At 69.9% G+C, this 16,492-nt stretch carries 16 protein-coding genes; 3 read left to right on the top strand and 13 right to left on the bottom strand.

Annotation, left to right across the window (positions count from 1 at the left end; genetic code table 11):
- Positions 1-4 precede the first annotated feature (4 nt).
- Positions 5-3,304: a ricin-type beta-trefoil lectin domain protein gene (locus tag AB0G17_RS30425; RefSeq protein ID WP_361389714.1), complete on the top strand. Its 3,300-nt coding sequence runs from the start codon at positions 5-7 to the stop codon at positions 3,302-3,304.
- A gap of 172 nt (positions 3,305-3,476) precedes the next feature.
- Here the strand turns inward: AB0G17_RS30425 and AB0G17_RS30420 are convergent, their stop codons facing one another.
- From AB0G17_RS30420 to AB0G17_RS30405, 4 genes are all read right to left on the bottom strand, one after another.
- Positions 3,477-4,130: a TetR/AcrR family transcriptional regulator gene (locus AB0G17_RS30420; protein ID WP_361389712.1), complete on the bottom strand. Its 654-nt coding sequence runs from the start codon at positions 4,128-4,130 to the stop codon at positions 3,477-3,479.
- A gap of 58 nt (positions 4,131-4,188) precedes the next feature.
- Positions 4,189-4,485, bottom strand: coding sequence for a DUF4229 domain-containing protein (locus AB0G17_RS30415; protein WP_361389710.1), 297 nt, complete (start codon positions 4,483-4,485; stop codon positions 4,189-4,191).
- Between the two features lie 106 nt (positions 4,486-4,591).
- Complete coding sequence (mqnE, locus tag AB0G17_RS30410) at positions 4,592-5,770, bottom strand: aminofutalosine synthase MqnE (RefSeq protein ID WP_361389708.1); 1,179 nt, start codon at positions 5,768-5,770, stop codon at positions 4,592-4,594.
- Positions 5,771-5,821: 51 nt separating this feature from the next.
- Entirely contained in the window at positions 5,822-6,274 is a 453-nt protein-coding gene (locus AB0G17_RS30405) for an Lrp/AsnC family transcriptional regulator (protein WP_361389706.1), read from the bottom strand.
- 136 nt (positions 6,275-6,410) lie between these two features.
- Here AB0G17_RS30405 and AB0G17_RS30400 point away from each other — a divergent pair, with 136 nt between their 5' ends.
- Positions 6,411-6,536, top strand: coding sequence for a hypothetical protein (locus tag AB0G17_RS30400; protein WP_361389818.1), 126 nt, complete (start codon positions 6,411-6,413; stop codon positions 6,534-6,536).
- Here AB0G17_RS30400 and AB0G17_RS30395 read toward each other — a convergent pair.
- The 3 genes from AB0G17_RS30395 to AB0G17_RS30385 are packed head-to-tail and all read right to left on the bottom strand — an operon-like array spanning position 6,533 to position 9,635.
- Complete coding sequence (locus AB0G17_RS30395) at positions 6,533-7,243, bottom strand: UbiX family flavin prenyltransferase (protein ID WP_361389704.1); 711 nt, start codon at positions 7,241-7,243, stop codon at positions 6,533-6,535. The genes AB0G17_RS30400 and AB0G17_RS30395 overlap by 4 nt on opposite strands.
- 38 nt (positions 7,244-7,281) lie before the next feature.
- Positions 7,282-8,184 (bottom strand): menaquinone biosynthesis prenyltransferase MqnP, encoded by a 903-nt coding sequence (mqnP, locus tag AB0G17_RS30390; RefSeq protein WP_361389702.1) that lies wholly within the window; start codon positions 8,182-8,184, stop codon positions 7,282-7,284.
- Complete coding sequence (locus AB0G17_RS30385; protein ID WP_361389700.1) at positions 8,181-9,635, bottom strand: menaquinone biosynthesis decarboxylase; 1,455 nt, start codon at positions 9,633-9,635, stop codon at positions 8,181-8,183. Before AB0G17_RS30385 ends, mqnP begins: the two co-directional genes overlap by 4 nt.
- 89 nt (positions 9,636-9,724) lie before the next feature.
- Between AB0G17_RS30385 and AB0G17_RS30380 the strand changes: the two genes are divergently transcribed.
- The gene (locus AB0G17_RS30380; protein ID WP_361389698.1) at positions 9,725-10,006 is read left to right on the top strand and encodes a PLD nuclease N-terminal domain-containing protein; all 282 of its coding nucleotides are present in this window, start codon (positions 9,725-9,727) and stop codon (positions 10,004-10,006) included.
- A gap of 10 nt (positions 10,007-10,016) precedes the next feature.
- Here the strand turns inward: AB0G17_RS30380 and AB0G17_RS30375 are convergent, their stop codons facing one another.
- The 6 genes from AB0G17_RS30375 to AB0G17_RS30350 all read right to left on the bottom strand — a co-directional run bounded on the left by AB0G17_RS30375 (position 10,017) and on the right by AB0G17_RS30350 (position 16,198).
- A complete protein-coding gene (locus tag AB0G17_RS30375) occupies positions 10,017-10,532 on the bottom strand; it encodes an SRPBCC domain-containing protein (protein WP_361389696.1) in 516 nt (171 codons plus the stop codon).
- Positions 10,533-10,572: 40 nt separating this feature from the next.
- Positions 10,573-11,664, bottom strand: coding sequence for a c-type cytochrome biogenesis protein CcsB (ccsB, locus tag AB0G17_RS30370; RefSeq protein ID WP_361389694.1), 1,092 nt, complete (start codon positions 11,662-11,664; stop codon positions 10,573-10,575).
- Positions 11,661-13,439 (bottom strand): cytochrome c biogenesis protein ResB, encoded by a 1,779-nt coding sequence (locus AB0G17_RS30365; RefSeq protein ID WP_361389692.1) that lies wholly within the window; start codon positions 13,437-13,439, stop codon positions 11,661-11,663. Before AB0G17_RS30365 ends, ccsB begins: the two co-directional genes overlap by 4 nt.
- A gap of 2 nt (positions 13,440-13,441) precedes the next feature.
- Positions 13,442-14,230: a cytochrome c biogenesis protein CcdA gene (locus tag AB0G17_RS30360; protein ID WP_361389808.1), complete on the bottom strand. Its 789-nt coding sequence runs from the start codon at positions 14,228-14,230 to the stop codon at positions 13,442-13,444.
- A gap of 16 nt (positions 14,231-14,246) precedes the next feature.
- Positions 14,247-14,855, bottom strand: a complete 609-nt coding sequence (locus tag AB0G17_RS30355) for a TlpA disulfide reductase family protein (protein ID WP_266982375.1) — start codon at positions 14,853-14,855, stop codon at positions 14,247-14,249.
- 101 nt (positions 14,856-14,956) lie between these two features.
- Positions 14,957-16,198, bottom strand: a complete 1,242-nt coding sequence (locus AB0G17_RS30350; protein WP_361389689.1) for a hypothetical protein — start codon at positions 16,196-16,198, stop codon at positions 14,957-14,959.
- Positions 16,199-16,492 lie beyond the last annotated feature (294 nt).

Below are 16,492 nucleotides of genomic sequence, written 5' to 3'. Positions count from 1 at the left end.
CGAGATGACGCAGGTGCTGGCCAACCCGGACGGGTCGCTCACCATGCGCCAGTACGTGCGCCCCGCCTTCGCCCGCGTCGGCGGCGCCTGGCGCACGGCCGACGCCACGCTGAAGCAGGGCGCCGACGGCCGTATCGCCCCGGCCGCCGCCACCTTCGGCATCTCCTTCTCCGGCGGCGGCACCGGCCCGCTCGCCACGATGACGAAGAGCGGCCGGACCCTCTCGGTCTCCTGGCCGGACGCCCTGCCGCAGCCCCGCGTCGAGGGCGACACCGCCCTCTACCCCGAGGTGCTGCCCGGCGTCGACCTCACCCTGCGGGCCGACGTCGACGGCTTCGCCCAGCACCTGGTCGTCAAGACCCGCGAGGCCGCCGCCCATCCGCGCCTGGCCGAGCTCTCGCTCGCGCTGCACACCGCGGGCACCAGCCTGAAGGCGGACGCCAAGGGCAATCTGACGGCCACCGACAGCCGCTCCGGCGCCCCCCTGTTCAGCGCCCCCGCCCCCACCATGTGGGACTCCTCGCACCTGCCGAAGCAGGCGGTGGCCGGGCTGGTCCGCGGCGGGCGCCCGAGCGCCGAGACCGCGCCCCCCAAGCTCGTCGCGATGGGCACGAAGGTCACCGCCGACCGGCTGCGGATCACCCCGGACGCGGCGATGCTGAAGGACCCCGGGACGGTCTTCCCGGTCGTCATCGACCCGATCTTCTCCGGCGGCGGCCGCAACAACTGGGCCATGGCGTACAAGCAGTCGGGCAACTCCTCGATCGCCAACACCGCGTACTGGAACGGCGGCACCTTCAGCGACAAGCTCGCGCGCGTGGGCCACGAGAACTCGACCAACGGCACCGCCCGCTCGTACTTCCAGCTGAACACCAAGGGCCTGGCCGGGTCGAAGATTCTCTCGGCCAAGTTCAACGTCTTCAACAGCTACTCGTGGTCGTGCACCAAGACCCCGGTGGAGCTCGGCCTCACCGGCCCCATCTCCTCCGCCACCACCTGGAACAACCAGCCCGCCTGGAAGCAGACCCTCCAGGAGAAGACGTTTGCCCACGGCTGGTCCTCGACCCAGTGCGCCGCCGCGGGCGAGGACTTCGACGCCGACACGATCAAGACGGCCGTGCAGGCGGTCGCGGACGCCGGCGACAACGACATGACGCTGGGCCTGCGCTCGCGCCAGGACTTCGAGGGCAACGAACAGAGCTGGAAGAAGTTCCAGAACGACCCGAGCCTGGAGATCACGTACAACAGCCCGCCGAAGGTGGACTCCTCGGCCGCCTTCCAGGGCTCCTGGGCGCCGGGCGCCGACGGGCTGGTGCCGATCGCCTGCGCCACCGACCCGGCCGCCTTCCCGGTCGTCGGCAACGACGGGCTCACCCTCACCGCGAAGATCTCCGACCCGGAGGGCGGCCAGATCACCGGCGCCTTCCAGCTGAAGGAGTACGACACGGGCGCGGTGGTCGCCTCGCCCACCTCGACCGTGACCGCGGGCGGCACCGCCCAGGCCCGGATCGACGCCTCACTGCTGACCACCGGCAAGCGCTACACCTGGACCGTCCAGTCCCGTGACGGCCTGGACACCTCGGCGTGGACGGCGGCCTGCGGCTTCGGCGTGGACAAGGCCGCCCCCTCCCAGCCCACCGTGTCCGCCACCGACGGGCACGCGCTGGACGTGGCGGAGGTGCCCGCGCGCACCGACCGTACGGTGAAGTTCGCCGCCACCGACCAGGGCGGCGTGGACGGCTTCTGCTACACGCTCAACCAGCCGCTGTCTGTCTCCACCCTCAAGTGCCCCAGCGGTACGTATGTGAAGGCGGGCGCCGACGGCACCGCCACGGTGACCGTCAGGCCCAGCCTGTGGCCCAACAACAGGCTGCACGTCCAGGCGTACGACAAGGCGGGCAACACCTCGGCGTACAGCGGCGGTTCGGCCCCGACCGACACCACCCTGATCGCCACCAACAAGCCCCTGTACGTGCACGACGCGGCCGGGCGGGTCCAGGGCGACCTGCCCGGAGACCTCGACGGCGACGGTCAGGTCGACCTGCTGGCCACCGCCTCCGACGGCACGCTGCGGCTGCTCGCCGGCAAGGGCGACGGCACCTTGAAGGCGCCGCGCACGCTCGCCTCGGGCGGCTGGAACGGCGCGCGCCTGGCCCACCGGGGCGACTTCATCGCCGCCACCGACGGCCAGACGATGGACGGGTACGAGGACTTCTTCGTCAAGATCGGCAACAAGCTGTACCTGTACCCCGGCGACGGCAACGGGATGCCGCTCACCACCCAGCGCAAGGAGCTGCTGCGGCCCACCGGCAAGGACAACGGCCCGCTGACCGGCCCCGGCGGCCTCTGCCTCGACGTGAAGTCGGCGGCCACCGCCAACGGCACCCCGCTCCAGCTCTACACCTGCAACGCCACCACCGCCCAGGACTTCCAGCTCACCGGCGGCGCCCTGAAGGTGCTCGGCAAGTGCGCGGCCGCCGCGGGCACCGACCTCGCCTCCGCGGTCCAGCTGGCCGACTGCGACGGCAGCCCGGCCCAGCGGTGGCTCGACCGGGGCGACGGCTCCCTGCTCAACCAGGGCTCGGGCCGCTGCCTGGACACGGCGGGCGGCGCCGTCGTCAAGAGCACGCCCGTGCAGCTCCTGAACTGCGACGGCGCCGCGACCCAGGACTGGGCGGTTCCCGGCACCTGGGCGGGCACCGGCCAGGTCCTCACCCCGCGCGACGCGGACGGCATGCCCGGCGCCGACCTCATCGTCCAGGAGGGCGAGGGGATGTGGCTGTACTCCGGCACCGCCGAGGGCCCGCTCGCGGCGGAGCCCGGCTCGTACAAGCTGCTGCCCGCCAAGCAGTTCGGCTTCACCTCCTGGGACCGCTTCGACTTCACCGCACCCGGTGACGTCAACGGCGACGGCATCCCCGACCTGCTGGGCCGCAACATCACGACGGACACGACCCACGCCGACTACGGCAAGCTGTTCCTGTACCCGGGCACCCGCACCGCGGACACCTCGGGCAACACGACGTACGGCATCGGCGCCCGTACCGTCTACGGCCCGAGCGCCTGGCAGTCGACGAACATCCCGTTCTTCGCGGGCGCGGGCAACGCGCAGGGCACGGTCGTCGACACCGGCACGTACCTGAAGTTCGTGCCCACCACGGGCCAGGAGACCCCCGACTTCTGGGCGGTCTTCAAGGCGGCCCCTGGCGGCCTGCGCTTCTACCCCGGCACACCGACGGCGCACGGCACGTCCACGGTCGTGGGCGACGCGGCGCTGGTACAGGACGTGGTGGGGCTCTTCTAGCTCCCAACGAAACGGCCGTGCGCCCGTCCCCGGAGAACCGGGGGCGGGCGCACGCTGTTCACCTGTGCGGCATCCGCCCGCCGCCGCCGTCACGACCAGCGCATCGCGGCGGGCGAGTGACCTACGCGCACCCGTGAACGGCGGGGACGGCCCGCCGTTCGAGGGGCCGGGCTCACCCCTGGGGCGACCACCGCGCCCCCCGCATCAGGTTCCCCAGCCCCGCCCACGCGAAGTTCATCAGCGTCGCCGCCGCCTCCTTCGCCGAGACGCCCTCCGTCTCGTTGGCCCAGCCCGCCAGGGACTCGGCCGCGCCCACCAGGGCCTGGGCCAGGCCCGCCACGTCGCGGGTGGGCAGGTCGTCCGTGGCGTGGGCCTCGCGGGCCGCCGCGCCTATCAGGGCCGTCACGAACGTCACGATCTCCTCGCGCATCACCGCGACCTCGGCGGCGAACGGCTCCCCGTGGATACGCGCCTGGCGGTGCAACACCGCCCAGGCGTCCGGGTGTTCGGCGGCGTGCGCGAAGAAGGCCCGCAGCCCGGACCACAGCTGGGCGTCGGCGGGCAGGCTCGGCTCGACCCCGGCCCGTACCGCCTCCACGAGCGCGCGGGCCTCCCGCCGGATCACGGCGGTGAAGAGGTCTTCCTTGGAGTTGAGGTAGAGGTAGACGAGCGGCTTGGAGACGCCCGCGAGTTCGGCGATCTCGTCCATGGAGGCGGCCCGGTACCCGAGCCGGCCGAAGGTCCGTACGGCCGCGTCCAGCATCTGCTGTTCGCGCACGGCCCGCGGCATCCGCCGGGACCTGCCCGCGCCCCCATCCGCACCCATCAGTCCGCATCCTCCCCGGGCCGCTGTCCAGCTCCCGGGTAAGGGTACGGCGGCGCGGTTACTGGACCGCGCCGTCCTCCTGGGTGCGGTTCGCCTCCAGGCGGGCCTTCGCCGACTCCACCTTGGTGACGATCTGCGCCGACATCTCGTCGCGCTGCTTGCGCAGCAGCACGAAGCTGAGCGGCGCGGAGAGGACCAGCGCGAGCAGGACGACCCAGACCGCGTTGGCGTCCCCGAGACCGGCGGGCATGACCCCGACGTGGACCAGGGCGGCGACGAACACCAGACAGGCGACGAAGACGGCGACGCGCATCGCGGTGTACCGGACGGTTGCGCTCGGCTTGGCGATGTTCACGGCTGACCTTCTCTCTTGTACGGCGATCCTGCCCGACCAGTGAAGCACGCCCCTTATTCGATCAATTCAGGGGGAGCGCCCCAAGAGCGCCCGAAGAGCGCGGACCTCAGAGGCGCATCGCCTGGGGGGACTCGCGCAGCTCCGGGTCCGGGCCGTCGTACTCGCGGATGATCTCGTACCGGGTGTTGCGCTCCACCGGACGGAACCCGGCCTCCCGGATCAGGTCGAGGAGGTCGTCGCGGGTGAGCTTGTTCGGCGTCCCGTAGTTGTCCGCGTCGTGCGTGATCTTGTACTCGACGACCGAGCCGTCCATGTCGTCGGCGCCGAACTGGAGCGCGAGCTGGGTGGTCTGGAGGCCGTGCATCACCCAGAAGCACTTCACGTGCGGCACGTTGTCGAAGAGGAGACGGGAGACCGCGAAGGTCTTCAGGGCCTCCGCGCCGGTCGCCATCGTGGTGCGCGCCTGGAGCCGGTTGCGGACCTTACCGTCCTTCATGTCCACGAAGTCGTGCTGGTAGCGCAGCGGGATGAAGACCTGGAAGCCGCCGGTCTCGTCCTGGAGCTCGCGCAGGCGAAGGACGTGATCGACGCGGTGGCGGGGCTCCTCGATGTGCCCGTAGAGCATCGTCGAGGGGGTCTTGAGACCCTTCTCGTGGGCGAGGCGGTGGATCCGCGACCAGTCCTCCCAGTGGGTGGCGTGGTCGACGATGTGCTGCCGGACCTCCCAGTCGAAGATCTCCGCGCCGCCGCCGGTGAGCGATTCGAGGCCCGCCTCGATGAGCTCGTCGAGGATCTCGGACGCGGTCAGCCCCGAGATCGTCTCGAAGTGGTGGATCTCGGTCGCCGTAAACGCCTTGAGGCCGACGTTCGGCAGCGCCTCCTTGAGGGCCTTGAGCGAGCGCGGGTAGTAGCGCCAGGGCAGCGTCGGGTGGAGCCCGTTGACGATGTGCAGCTCGGTGAGGCTCTCGCTCTCCATCGCCTTGGCGAGGCGGACGGCCTCCTCGATGCGCATCGTGTACGCGTCCTTCTCGCCCGGCTTGCGCTGGAACGAGCAGTACGCGCAGGACGCGGTGCACACGTTCGTCATGTTGAGGTGCCGGTTGACGTTGAAGTGGACGACGTCACCGTTCTTGCGGGTGCGCACCTCGTGCGCGAGGCCGCCGAGCCAGGCCAGGTCGTCCGACTCGTAGAGCGCGATGCCGTCCTCGCGGGACAGCCGCTCACCGGCCCTGACCTTCGCCTCCAGCTCGCGCTTGAAGCCCACATCGGCGATGGACGCGGTCATGCGGCGGCCTCCCAAATATCTCCGTACACAGCCTCCACCACGTTACGCCCCTTACTGCTCGGGCAATTCGCCGACCCGGTTCTCCCACTTGGTGGAGAGCACGATGGTCGTCCGGGTGCGCGAGACGCCCTTGGTGGAGCCGAGGCGGCGGATGGTCTTCTCCAGGCCGTCGACGTCCGAGGCGCGGATCTTGAGCATGTACGAGTCGTCGCCCGCGATGAACCAGCAGTCCTCGATCTCCTCCAGATCGCGCAGCCGGCGGGCCACGTCCTCGTGGTCGGCGGCGTCGGAGAGCGAGATGCCGATGAGGGCGGTCACGCCGAGGCCGAGCGAGGCGGCGTCGACGGTGGCGCGGTAGCCGGTGATGACGCCCGCCGCCTCAAGCCGGTTGATGCGGTCGGTGACGCTGGGCCCGGAGAGACCGACGAGCCGGCCGAGCTCGGCGTACGAGGCCCTGCCGTTCTCCCGCAGAGCCTGGATGAGCTGCCTGTCCACGGCGTCCATATGCCTGAAGCCTTCCATTGTTCAGCAATACCGCGAGTTTAGGTGTAGAATCTAAGGTACACAGGGCCGACACCCTGTGAATCCTTCAGTAGAACTTTCAGCAGATCAAAGACGATCTTTCAGGAGTGTTGACACCGTGTACACGATCGAGATGGCCTACGCCCGTATGCGCGAGCTTCAGGACCTGGCCAACCGCTCGCGTGCCCACCAGCCCACCGCGCCGAAGCGCCGCGCCCTCAAGCGCGCCGCCAAGAAGCGCTAACCGGAAGGGCGGGAGCCTCCTCCCAGCTCTCCCTCCCAACGGCGGTACAGGCTGTGCGGCACACCCGCCGCGTCCAGCACCCGCCCCGCGACGAAGTCCACCAGATCCTGGATGTGCGTCGCCCCCGCGTAGAACGCCGGAGAGGCGGGCAGCACCACGGCGCCCGCCTCGTCCAGCGTCACCAGGTGCCTGAGGGTCTGTCCGCTCAGCGGCGTCTCCCGCACCGCGACCACCAGCCGGCGCCGCTCCTTGAGCGTCACGCTCGCCGCCCGCTGCAACAGGTCCTTCGAAAGCCCCAGCGCCACCCCGGCCACACAGGCCGTGCTGGCGGGCACGATCAGCATCCCCTTCACCGGATACGAACCGGACGACGGCCCGGCGCCGAGATCCCCGGCGCTCCAGTGCCGTACGCCTTCGAGGGAAGCCTCGTCCAGGCCGAAGGTCCCGGGCTTCCCGTCCGCCCCCCGCGCCAGCCACGCCGCGAGATCCTCGCGCCAGTGCGCGTCACGGAAGGCGATCCCCGTCTCGTCGAGCAGGGTCAGCCGCGAGGCGCGCGAGACCACCAGGTCGACGCTCTCGCCCGCGTCCAGCAGTCCGCGCAGGACAGCGGCGGCGTACGGGGTCCCGGACGCGCCGGAGACGCCGACGACCCAGGGCGTGCGCGGCCGCGCGGTCTCTCGCTGACTGTGTACGTTCACCTGCTCCACGTGTCCGAGCCTATCCGGCCACCCGGGGGCGGGAACTCTCACACCGAGAGCCCGCGCACCAGCAGGTCGAGGAGCGCGCAGAGGAACAGCGAGATCCCGATGAACCCGTTCGTGGTGAAGAACGCCCGGTTGAGGCGGGACAGGTCGTGCGGCTTGACGATCGTGTGCTCGTAGACGAACGCCACCGCCACGATCACCAGCCCGGTCCAGAAGAACGCCCCGGCGTCGGTGGCCAGCGCGTACCAGACCAGCAGGGCCGTGGTGACGACGTGACAGGCGCGCGCCCCGTACAGCGCGGCCGGGACGCCGAACCGGGCCGGCACCGACTTCACGCCGTGGGCGCGGTCGGCCTGGACGTCCTGGCTGCCGAAGATCAGGTCGAACCCGCCGATCCAGACGCCGACCGCGAGCCCGAGGACCACCGCGTCCCCGGACCACTCGCCGGTGACGGCCAGCCAGGCGCCGACCGGGCCCATCGCCTGCGCCAGACCGAGGATCGCGTGCGGGAAGTTGGTGAACCGCTTCCCGTACGGATAGACGACCATCGGGATCACGGCGATCGGCGCCAGCGCCAGGCACAGCGGGTTGAGCAGGGCGGCCGCGCCGAGGAAGACGACGACGGCGACGAGCGCGCCGGTCCAGGCGGAGCGCACGGTCACCGCGCCGGTGACCAGCTCGCGGGAGGCCGTACGCGGATTACGGGCGTCGATCTCGCGGTCGATGATCCGGTTGCAGGCCATCGCGAACGTCCGCAGCCCCACCATGGCGATGGTGACCAGGAGCAGCTTGGCCCAGTGGACGTCCCTGTCGAGCTGGAACATCGCGGTGAGGGCGGCGATGTAGGCGAAGGGCAGCGCGAAGACCGAGTGCTCGATCATGACCAGGCGCAGGAACGCCCTGGTCCGGCCGGGCTGCGGGACTGCTGCGGCTGAGGCGCTCACTTGAGGCCGTACTCCTTCCAGCGGCGGTCGACCATCGCCGCCGTGTCCGGGTCCGACTCGACCATGTGCGGCCAGCCGCCGTCCCGGGTGTAGCCCTCCTCGGGCCACTTCGCGGTCGCGTCGATCCCCGCCTTGCCGCCCCAGAACTGCTGGTACGAGGCGTGGTCGAGGTGGTCGACCGGGCCTTCGACCACCGTCAGGTCACGGGCGTAGTCGGTGTTGCCGAGGGCCCGCCAGGACACCTCGTGCAGGTTGTGGACGTCGCAGTCGGCGTCGACGACCACGATCAGCTTGGTGAGCGACATCATGTGCGCTCCCCAGATCGCGTGCATCACCTTCTGCGCGTGCTTCGGGTACTTCTTCTCGATCGAGACGATCGCGCAGTTGTGGAAACCGCCGGACTCCGGCAGGTGGTAGTCGACGATGTCCGGGACGATGACCTTGAGGAGTGGCAGGAAGAACCGCTCGGTGGCGCGGCCCAGCGGCCCGTCCTCGGTGGGCGGCCGCCCGACCACGATGGACTGGAGCAGCGGGCGCCGACGCATCGTCACACAGTCGATGGTGAGCGCCGGGAAGGGCTCCTGCGGCGTGTAGAAGCCGGTGTGGTCCCCGAACGGCCCCTCGGGCAGCATCTCGCCGGGCTCCAGCCACCCCTCGATGACGACCTCGGCGTGCGCCGGGACCTGGAGCGGCACGGTCTTGCAGTCGACCATCTCGACGCGCTTGCCCTGGATGAACCCGGCCAGCATGTACTCGTCCATGTCGCCGGGCAGCGGCGCGGTGGAGGCGTACGTGACGGCGGGCGGGCATCCGAAGGCGATGGCGACGGGCAGCCGCTCGCCCTTCTTGGCCGCCACGGCGTAGTGGTTGCGGCTGTCCTTGTGGATCTGCCAGTGCATCCCGATGGTGCGCTTGTCGTGGCGCTGGAGCCGGTAGAGCCCGAGGTTGCGCACGCCGGTCTCGGGGTGCTTGGTGTGGGTGAGCCCCAGGTTGAAGAAGGAGCCGCCGTCCTCCGGCCAGGTGAACAGCGCGGGCAGCTGCTCCAGGTCGACGTCGTCACCGGTGAGGACGACCTCCTGGACCGGGGCGTCCTTCACCTTCTTCGGGGGGACATGGACCATCGAGCCGAGCTTGCCGAAGGCTTCCCTGACCCCGACGAAGCCGTGCGGGAGCTCGGGCTTGAGCAGCCCGCCGATCTTCTCGCTGATCTCCTCGTACGACTTCAGCCCGAGGGCCTTCAGGAGGCGCCGGTCGGTGCCGTACACGTTCATGGCCAGGGGCATCGACGCGCCCTTGACGTTCTCGAAGAGGAGCGCGGGCCCGCCGGCCTTGTTGACCCGGTCGACGATCTCCCCGACCTCCAGGTACGGGTCGACTTCGGCCTTGATGCGGATGAGGTCGCCCTCACGCTCCAGCGCCCTCAGGAGCGAGCGAAGATCGTCGTAAGCCATGGGGTCAAGTATCGTGCACCGGTTACCCTGGGCCGGTCACCGGGGCTGCCGGACGCCCCGCCGCCGTTCCCTGGGGGGACCTCCCGAACATGCTCAGGTATCTGCCGTTCCTGCTGGTCCTGGCGCTGTGGATCTACGCGTTCATCGACTGTCTGAACACCCCGGAGGAGGAGGTCCGCGGCCTCCCCAAGGTGGTGTGGGTCATCGTCATCCTGCTCTTCGGCGAGGTGCTGGTCGGGCCGGTGGCCTGGCTGTTCGCGGGCCGCCCGCGCCGGGTGTCCACGGCCCGGGGCGGCTGGACGGCCCCGGACGACAACCCGGAGTTCCTGGCGAGCCTGAACCGGCCCCCGAAGGACGACCCGCAGCCGTAACGCCCCGGGCCTAAGAAGACCCCGTAGAAGACCCCGTATACGCGGCCCGCAGCTCCTGCCACCGCCCCGCCGACCACGTGGACCAGTCCTTCGGACGGCCCGCGAGCGCATCCACGAGGAAGTCGAAGTGCTGGTGCCAGCCAGCCAGGCAGTCCAGGCGCAGGGCGTCGTCGCCGGGGAACTCGTTGGTGAAGCGCAGCACCGTCGCCGAGGGGCCGTCGGGCTCCAGGTGGAAGCGGATACGGCCGTGCAGGTCCACCGTGTACTCGGCGACCCGCTCCGGGAACCAGGCGGTGACGTGCCCGGAGTGGACGCCCTCCGGCCCGGCGTTCAGCCAGCGCAGCGTCACCGCGCCGCCGAGGCGCGGTTCGAGGACGTCGGCGGCGCAGAGCCAGCCGCGCAGGCCCTCGGGGGTGGCGACGGCCGCCCAGACCCGTGTCCGCGTGTGGGGCAGATGGAGCTCGTAGCGGAGGAGCCAGGCGCCGTCGTGGTTCTCACTGGTGCCATGAGGGATCACATCCGTCATGGCACCAGTTTCACCCGAACAGACGCGCGGCGCCCGTCGGCTACACGCCCGCGTACGAGTGCTTGCCGTTCACGAAGATGTTGACGCCGTAGTAGTTGAAGAGCCAGCAACCGAAGGCCAGCAGCGCCAGCGTCGCGGCCTTGCGGCCCTTCCAGCCCGCCGTGGCGCGCGCGTGCAGGTAGCAGGCGTACGCGACCCAGGTGATGAAGGACCAGACCTCCTTGGGGTCCCAGCCCCAGTAGCGGCCCCACGCGTCGCCGGCCCAGATCGCGCCCGCGATGATCGTGAACGTCCAGAGCGGGAAGACCGCCGCGTTGACCCGGTACGCGAACTTGTCCAGGGAGGCCGCGGCCGGCAGCCGCTCAAGCACCGAGGTGGCGAAGTTGCCGGGCTTGCCGCCCTCCGCGAGCTTCGCCTCGTACCGGTCCCGGAAGAGGTAGAGCAGCGTGGCGACCGCGCCGACGTAGAAGACCGCGCCGCAGAAGATCGCGGTGGAGACGTGGATCCACAGCCAGTACGAGTGCAGGGCGGGAACCAGCTGGTCGCTGGCGGTGTACAGGACGGTGACAGCGAGACCGAGGTCGAGGAGGACCGAGGTGACCAGCGGAAGGCCCAGCCAGCGCACGTTCTTCTTCAGCGCGAGGAGCGTGACGTACACGCCGACGGCGACGGTGGAGAAGGTGATGTTGAACTCGTACATGTTGCCCCACGGCGCCCGCTGCACGGACAGCGCGCGGGTGAGCACCCCGCCGGCCTCGACGAGGAACGCGAGGACGGTGAAGGACACGGCGATACGGCCGTAGAGGTCGCCCTTCACATCGCCGCCGGCCGCGCCCGGCCCGTCCGGCACGTCACGGTTGCCGGAGGAGGAGCGGGTGACGACCTTGGGGCGTTCCAGGACGGCGGTGCCGCCGCCCTTCTTGGCGACCTGCACCTTCACCGTGCCCGCGCCGTCCTGCTGCGCGGCGTCGGCGGTGAGCGCGGCGGCGGTGCGGGCGACCTTGCTGCGGCTGCCGAGGATCCACTCCGCCATGTGCGCGAAGAAGGCCAGCAGATAGACCGCCATCGCCGAATAGATCAGGTAGTTGCTGGTGTGCGCCAGGCTCTCGTTGGTTGTGGCGGCGAGGATCACTTCTCGGCCCCTTCGGCTTCGGCAGGTTCGGCGGAATCGGCCACCTGGTCCTGGGCGGGCTCAGGTGCGGGATCAGGCGCGGTCGGCGCCTCTGGAATGAGCGTGACCGCGAGATCGGCCAGCTCCTCGGGGAGCTTCGCGGACTCGCTCCGCCCAAGCCCCGCCATCTCGACGACGGTGACGCCGTCCTTGCCGGGCACGGCGCGGACCCAGACCCGGCGCCGCTGGATGAACAGCGAGCCGGCCAGGCCCGCGATCGCCAGGACCGAGCCGGTCAGGGCGAGGTTGTTGCCCGGCTGCTGCGATACCTGGAAGCTCGCCCACTGCTTGATGTCCTTGTCGAAGGTGATCGACCCGGCACCCTCGGGGAGGTCCAGCGTCTCGCCGGGCAGCAGGGTCTTCTTGAGGACCTTGCCCTGGTCGTCCTTGAACGGCTTCATCTTGTCGGTGTCCAGCTGGTACACGTTCTGCGGCAGCCCGGAGTTGACCCCGAGGCTTCCGTGGTACGCGCCGACGTTGAGGACGGGGAAGTCCAGCGCCGGGAACTGGGAGAACATCGTCCCGTTGCCCTTGCCGCCGTAGGTCGGCACGAAGAACGCGGCGAAGCCCAGCTGGTCCCACCTGCCCTTGGCGTCGGTGTAGCCGTCGTACACCTTGATGGCGCCGCTGGAGGAGATGTTGTTGTCGATGGGCAGCAGCGGCACCGCGCCGTGGAAGACGGTCTTGCCGCGGCCGTCCTTGACGGTGACGCTCGGCGCGTAGCCGTGGGCCAGGAGGTAGACCTTGGAGCCGTCGACCACCAGCGGCTTGTTGACCTCGATGTCCTTCTTCCGCGGCTTGCCGTCGGCGCCCTCGGAGTAGGTGACGTGCGCCACGAACTCGCGGGCGGTGCCGCGGTTGGGCCCGCTGCGCTCGTACGTGGCGTCGAAGCGGTCCAGGGTGAAGCTGAACGGGGCGAGGTCGTCCGACTTGAACAGCGAGCCGGACTTGAAGTCGTCGTACTGGGTGAGGGTGTTGGAGAACCCGTCGCCCTGGACGATCAGCTTGCCGCCCTCGGACTTGAAGAGCTGGCCGACGGCGAACGCCACCAGGATCAGGATCAGCGAGACGTGGAAGATCAGGTTTCCGGCCTCGCGGAGGTAGCCCTTCTCCGCGGCGACGGCGTCCCCGACGACGTGCGTACGGAAGCGGCGCTTCTTCAGCATCGCCGCGGCGGCCGCGCGCACCTGCTCGGGCTCGGCCTCGGTACGCCACGTGGTGTACGCGGGCAGCCGGGTCAGCATCCGGGGCGCGCCCGGCGGGCGGCCGCGCAGCTGGCCGATGAACTGCCAGGTGCGCGGGACGATGCAGCCGATGAGGGAGACGAACAGCAGGATGTAGATCGCGGAGAACCACACCGAGCTGTAGACGTGGAACATGCCGAGCTTCTCGTAGACCGGCGAGATCGTGTCGTGCCGCTTCTGGAAGTCGGCGACCTTCAGCTCGTCCACATTGCTCTGCGGGATGAGCGAGCCGGGGATCGAGCCGAGGGAGAGCAGCAGCAGCAGGACGAGGGCGACCCGCATCGAGGTCAGCTGCCGCCAGAACCAGCGGACCCAGCCGAGCACGCCGATGCCGACGGGGCCGCCGGCGAGGTCCTCGGCCGGAGCCGTGGAGAGCTGCGACCCGGCGGCGCCGAGGTCCCGTTCGTCGGCGGCCCGCTCCCGGGCACCGGCCTCGGCCAGTTCCGCCGCCGTCTGCGACGCCTCTTCCGGGGCCGCTTCGGTCTTGCTCATGTTCAGACACCCACCTGGAAGCCGTTGGACCACACCTGCACCTGCTGGATGAGCTCCGCCCAGGCCCCGGTGAGCAGCAGCAGACCGGTCGCGATCATCATCACGCCTCCGGTCCGCATCACCCACGCGTAGTGCCGCTTCACCCAGCCGAAGGCGCCGAGGGCCTTGCGGAAGGCGACCGCCGCCAGCACGAACGGCAGCCCGAGACCGGCGCAGTACGCGACGGTCAGTATGGCCCCGCGGCCGGCGCTCGCCTGGTCCATGGCCAGCACGTTCACCGAGGTGAGCGTCGGCCCCAGGCACGGCGTCCAGCCGACGCCGAAGAGGGCGCCGAGTATCGGCGCCCCCGCGAGCCCGGTCACCGGCCGCTTGTGGAACCGGAATTCGCGCTGGGTGAGCCAGGGCATCAGGCCCATGAAGAAGACGCCCATGAGGATCATGAGCACGCCGAGGATCTTGGAGAGCGTGCCGTTGTGGTCCTGGAGCGTCTGGCCGAAGAAGCCGAAGAGGGCCCCGCCGGAGACGAAGACGGCGGTGAACCCGAGGACGAACAGACTCGCCCCGGCGACCATCCGGCCGCGCTTGGCCTCCGCGAGGTCGGTGCCGGTGACCCCCGTCACGTAACTGAGGTAGCCGGGCACCAGCGGCAGGACGCAGGGCGAGAAGAACGAGATCAGCCCGCCGAGCACGGCGACCGGCAGGGCGACGAGCAGGGCCCCGCTCAGGACCGTGTCGTTCACGCCGGGCGACGCCTGGGCGGCGATGGTCGACTGCGCGGCGAGTACGGTCAGGGACGCGTCCACGGAATCACTTCTCCGCGATCAGCGGGTCGATCATCTGGTGGAGCTTCTTGTCGTCGAGCGCCATCAGCGCCCGCGCCGCGATCTTTCCGTCCTTGTCGAGCACGATCGTCGACGGAATGGCCTGCGGATTCAGGCTTCCCTTCGGGAAGCGGAGAATGAGCTTGCCGATCGGGTCGTACAGACTCGGATAGTCCGCCTCGAATTGCTTCTCGAACGCGACGGCCGGGCCCTTGTCGGTGTCGCGGGTATTGATTCCCACGAACTCGACACCCTTCGAGCGGGTTTCCTTGGCGACCTTGCTCAGATACGGCGCCTCGGCCCGGCAGGGCGCGCACCACGAGCCCCACACATTCAGCACGACGACCTTGCCCTTGAGATCGGCTACGTCGAGCTGCTTGCCGTCGACGGTCTCGCCGGAGAGCTTGGGGGCGGCGTGCCGGCCGCTCTTGGCGACGGTGGAGATGCCGCCGGTTCCGGTGACGAACTTGGTGTCGCCCGAGCCGCCGGACGTGCCACCGGAGCCGCACGACGTGAGGGTCAGCGCACCGGTGGCCGCGACTGCCGTGACCAGCAGGAAGGCGCGGCGACGGGGAAGGGCAGGACTCACGGACATGTGAAAAGTTTCGCATGACCGTTTGGGGGATCTTGGGCACCCCCCTGAGTGCCCGTAAAGACCCTTGTCAAGACCGCCTAAGGAGCCGCGCGGATCCTGCCTCACGCCTGCTGGAGGAACGCGTTCCAGCCGCCCGTGGGCTTCTGGCCGACGCCCAGCGTACGCAGCTTGGCGAGCACCTTCGGGTCCTGTACGTCGAGCCAGTCGCAGTACTGCCGGAAGGAGACCAGGCGGACATCCTTCTTGCCCGCCATCCCCTTCAGGGCCTCCTCGACGGCGTCCATGTAGATGCCGCCGTTCCACTGCTCGAAGTGGTTGCCTATGTAGAACGGCGCGCGATTCGACTCGTAGGCACGCGTGAATCCCTTGAGATACGCCTCGGTGGCCTGCTTGCGCCAGCCGGGGTAGTTCGCCGGCGGCGCCTTGGTCGAATTCTTCGACTGGTTGGCGAGGATGTTGTAGTCCATCGAGAGGACCTCGAATTTGTGCCCGGGGAAGGGGATCGCCTGGAGCGGGAGGTCCCACAGGCCGTGGCGCTTGACCGGCCAGACCTGGGTGCCGCCGGGCGAGGAGGCGTCGTAGCGCCAGCCGAGCTTCTGGGCGGTCGGCAGCAGGTTGTCCTGGCCACGCAGACACGGGGTGCGGGCGCCCACGAGCTCGCGCTTGTAGTCGAACGGGAGCGGTTCCTCGTCGGTCCAGCCGGTGTTGGTCTTCCAGTTGGTCACGAACGACATCGCCTGGTCGATCTCGCTCTGCCACTGGGCCGGGGTCCACTTGGCGACGTCGCCGTGGCCGGAGCAGAAGTGCCCGTTGAAGTGCGTGCCTATCTCGTGGCCCTCGTTCCAGGCTCGGCGCACATTGGTGAGGGTCGCCTTGACGTGGTCGTCACTGAGGTAGTCGATGTCGGAGGCGCCGGGCTTGTTGTTCGGCGGGTGGTAGAGCCGCTTCTTCGACTCGGGCAGCAGATAGAGCCCGGAGAGGAAGAAGGTCATCGAGGCGCCGTGGTCCTTGGCGAGGTCGAGGAAGCGCGGGAAGAGGCCGTTGCCGACCTCGCCGGCGCCGTCCCAGGAGAAGACCACGAACTGCGGCGGGGTCTGGCCGGGTTCGAGGGGGACGGGCTTGGGGGGCTGGTGCGGCTGCTTGCCGGTGTCCGCGGTGGAGCCGTCACCGATGAGCTTGGCGTCGGCCTTCTTGCCGGAGCCCTGGGCGCCCTTGCCGTCGCCGCTGCCGCTGCCGGCGGCCTTGCCGCCGCCCGAGTCACCACCGCCGCAACCGGCCACACCGACCGCGGCCGCGGCCCCCAGTCCGAGCCCGAGCATTCCCCTTCGACTGATCCCACGCATACCGTTCGTCCCCATCGCATCGTCGTCCCCGGTGTCCACACCGGCCACAGCCCCTGTGGACATCAGATGAGATGCCTGTGGGCCCGCGATGGTTCCGTACAGTCGCACAAAACTTCGCAAATCGTACGCGTCGTCAGTTCCGGTGTACGTAGCGCGACGAGGGGGCGCGGGGTGGTGCGCGCCGGTCCCGTCCGGCGCGCACCACCCCGTACCGGCTCAGGCGCCGAACGCCGTGAGATAGGGAAAGCGGCGGGTAGGGAAAGAGTGTTGAATTATGGGGGTAGATCTCGGTGG

The organism is Streptomyces sp. NPDC023838 (genome assembly GCF_040639555.1).
In the GTDB taxonomy this organism is placed as follows: Bacteria; Actinomycetota; Actinomycetes; order Streptomycetales; family Streptomycetaceae; genus Streptomyces.
The sequence above is the reverse complement of the archived record's forward strand: the minus strand, read 5'-3'. Positions and strand labels throughout refer to the sequence as shown.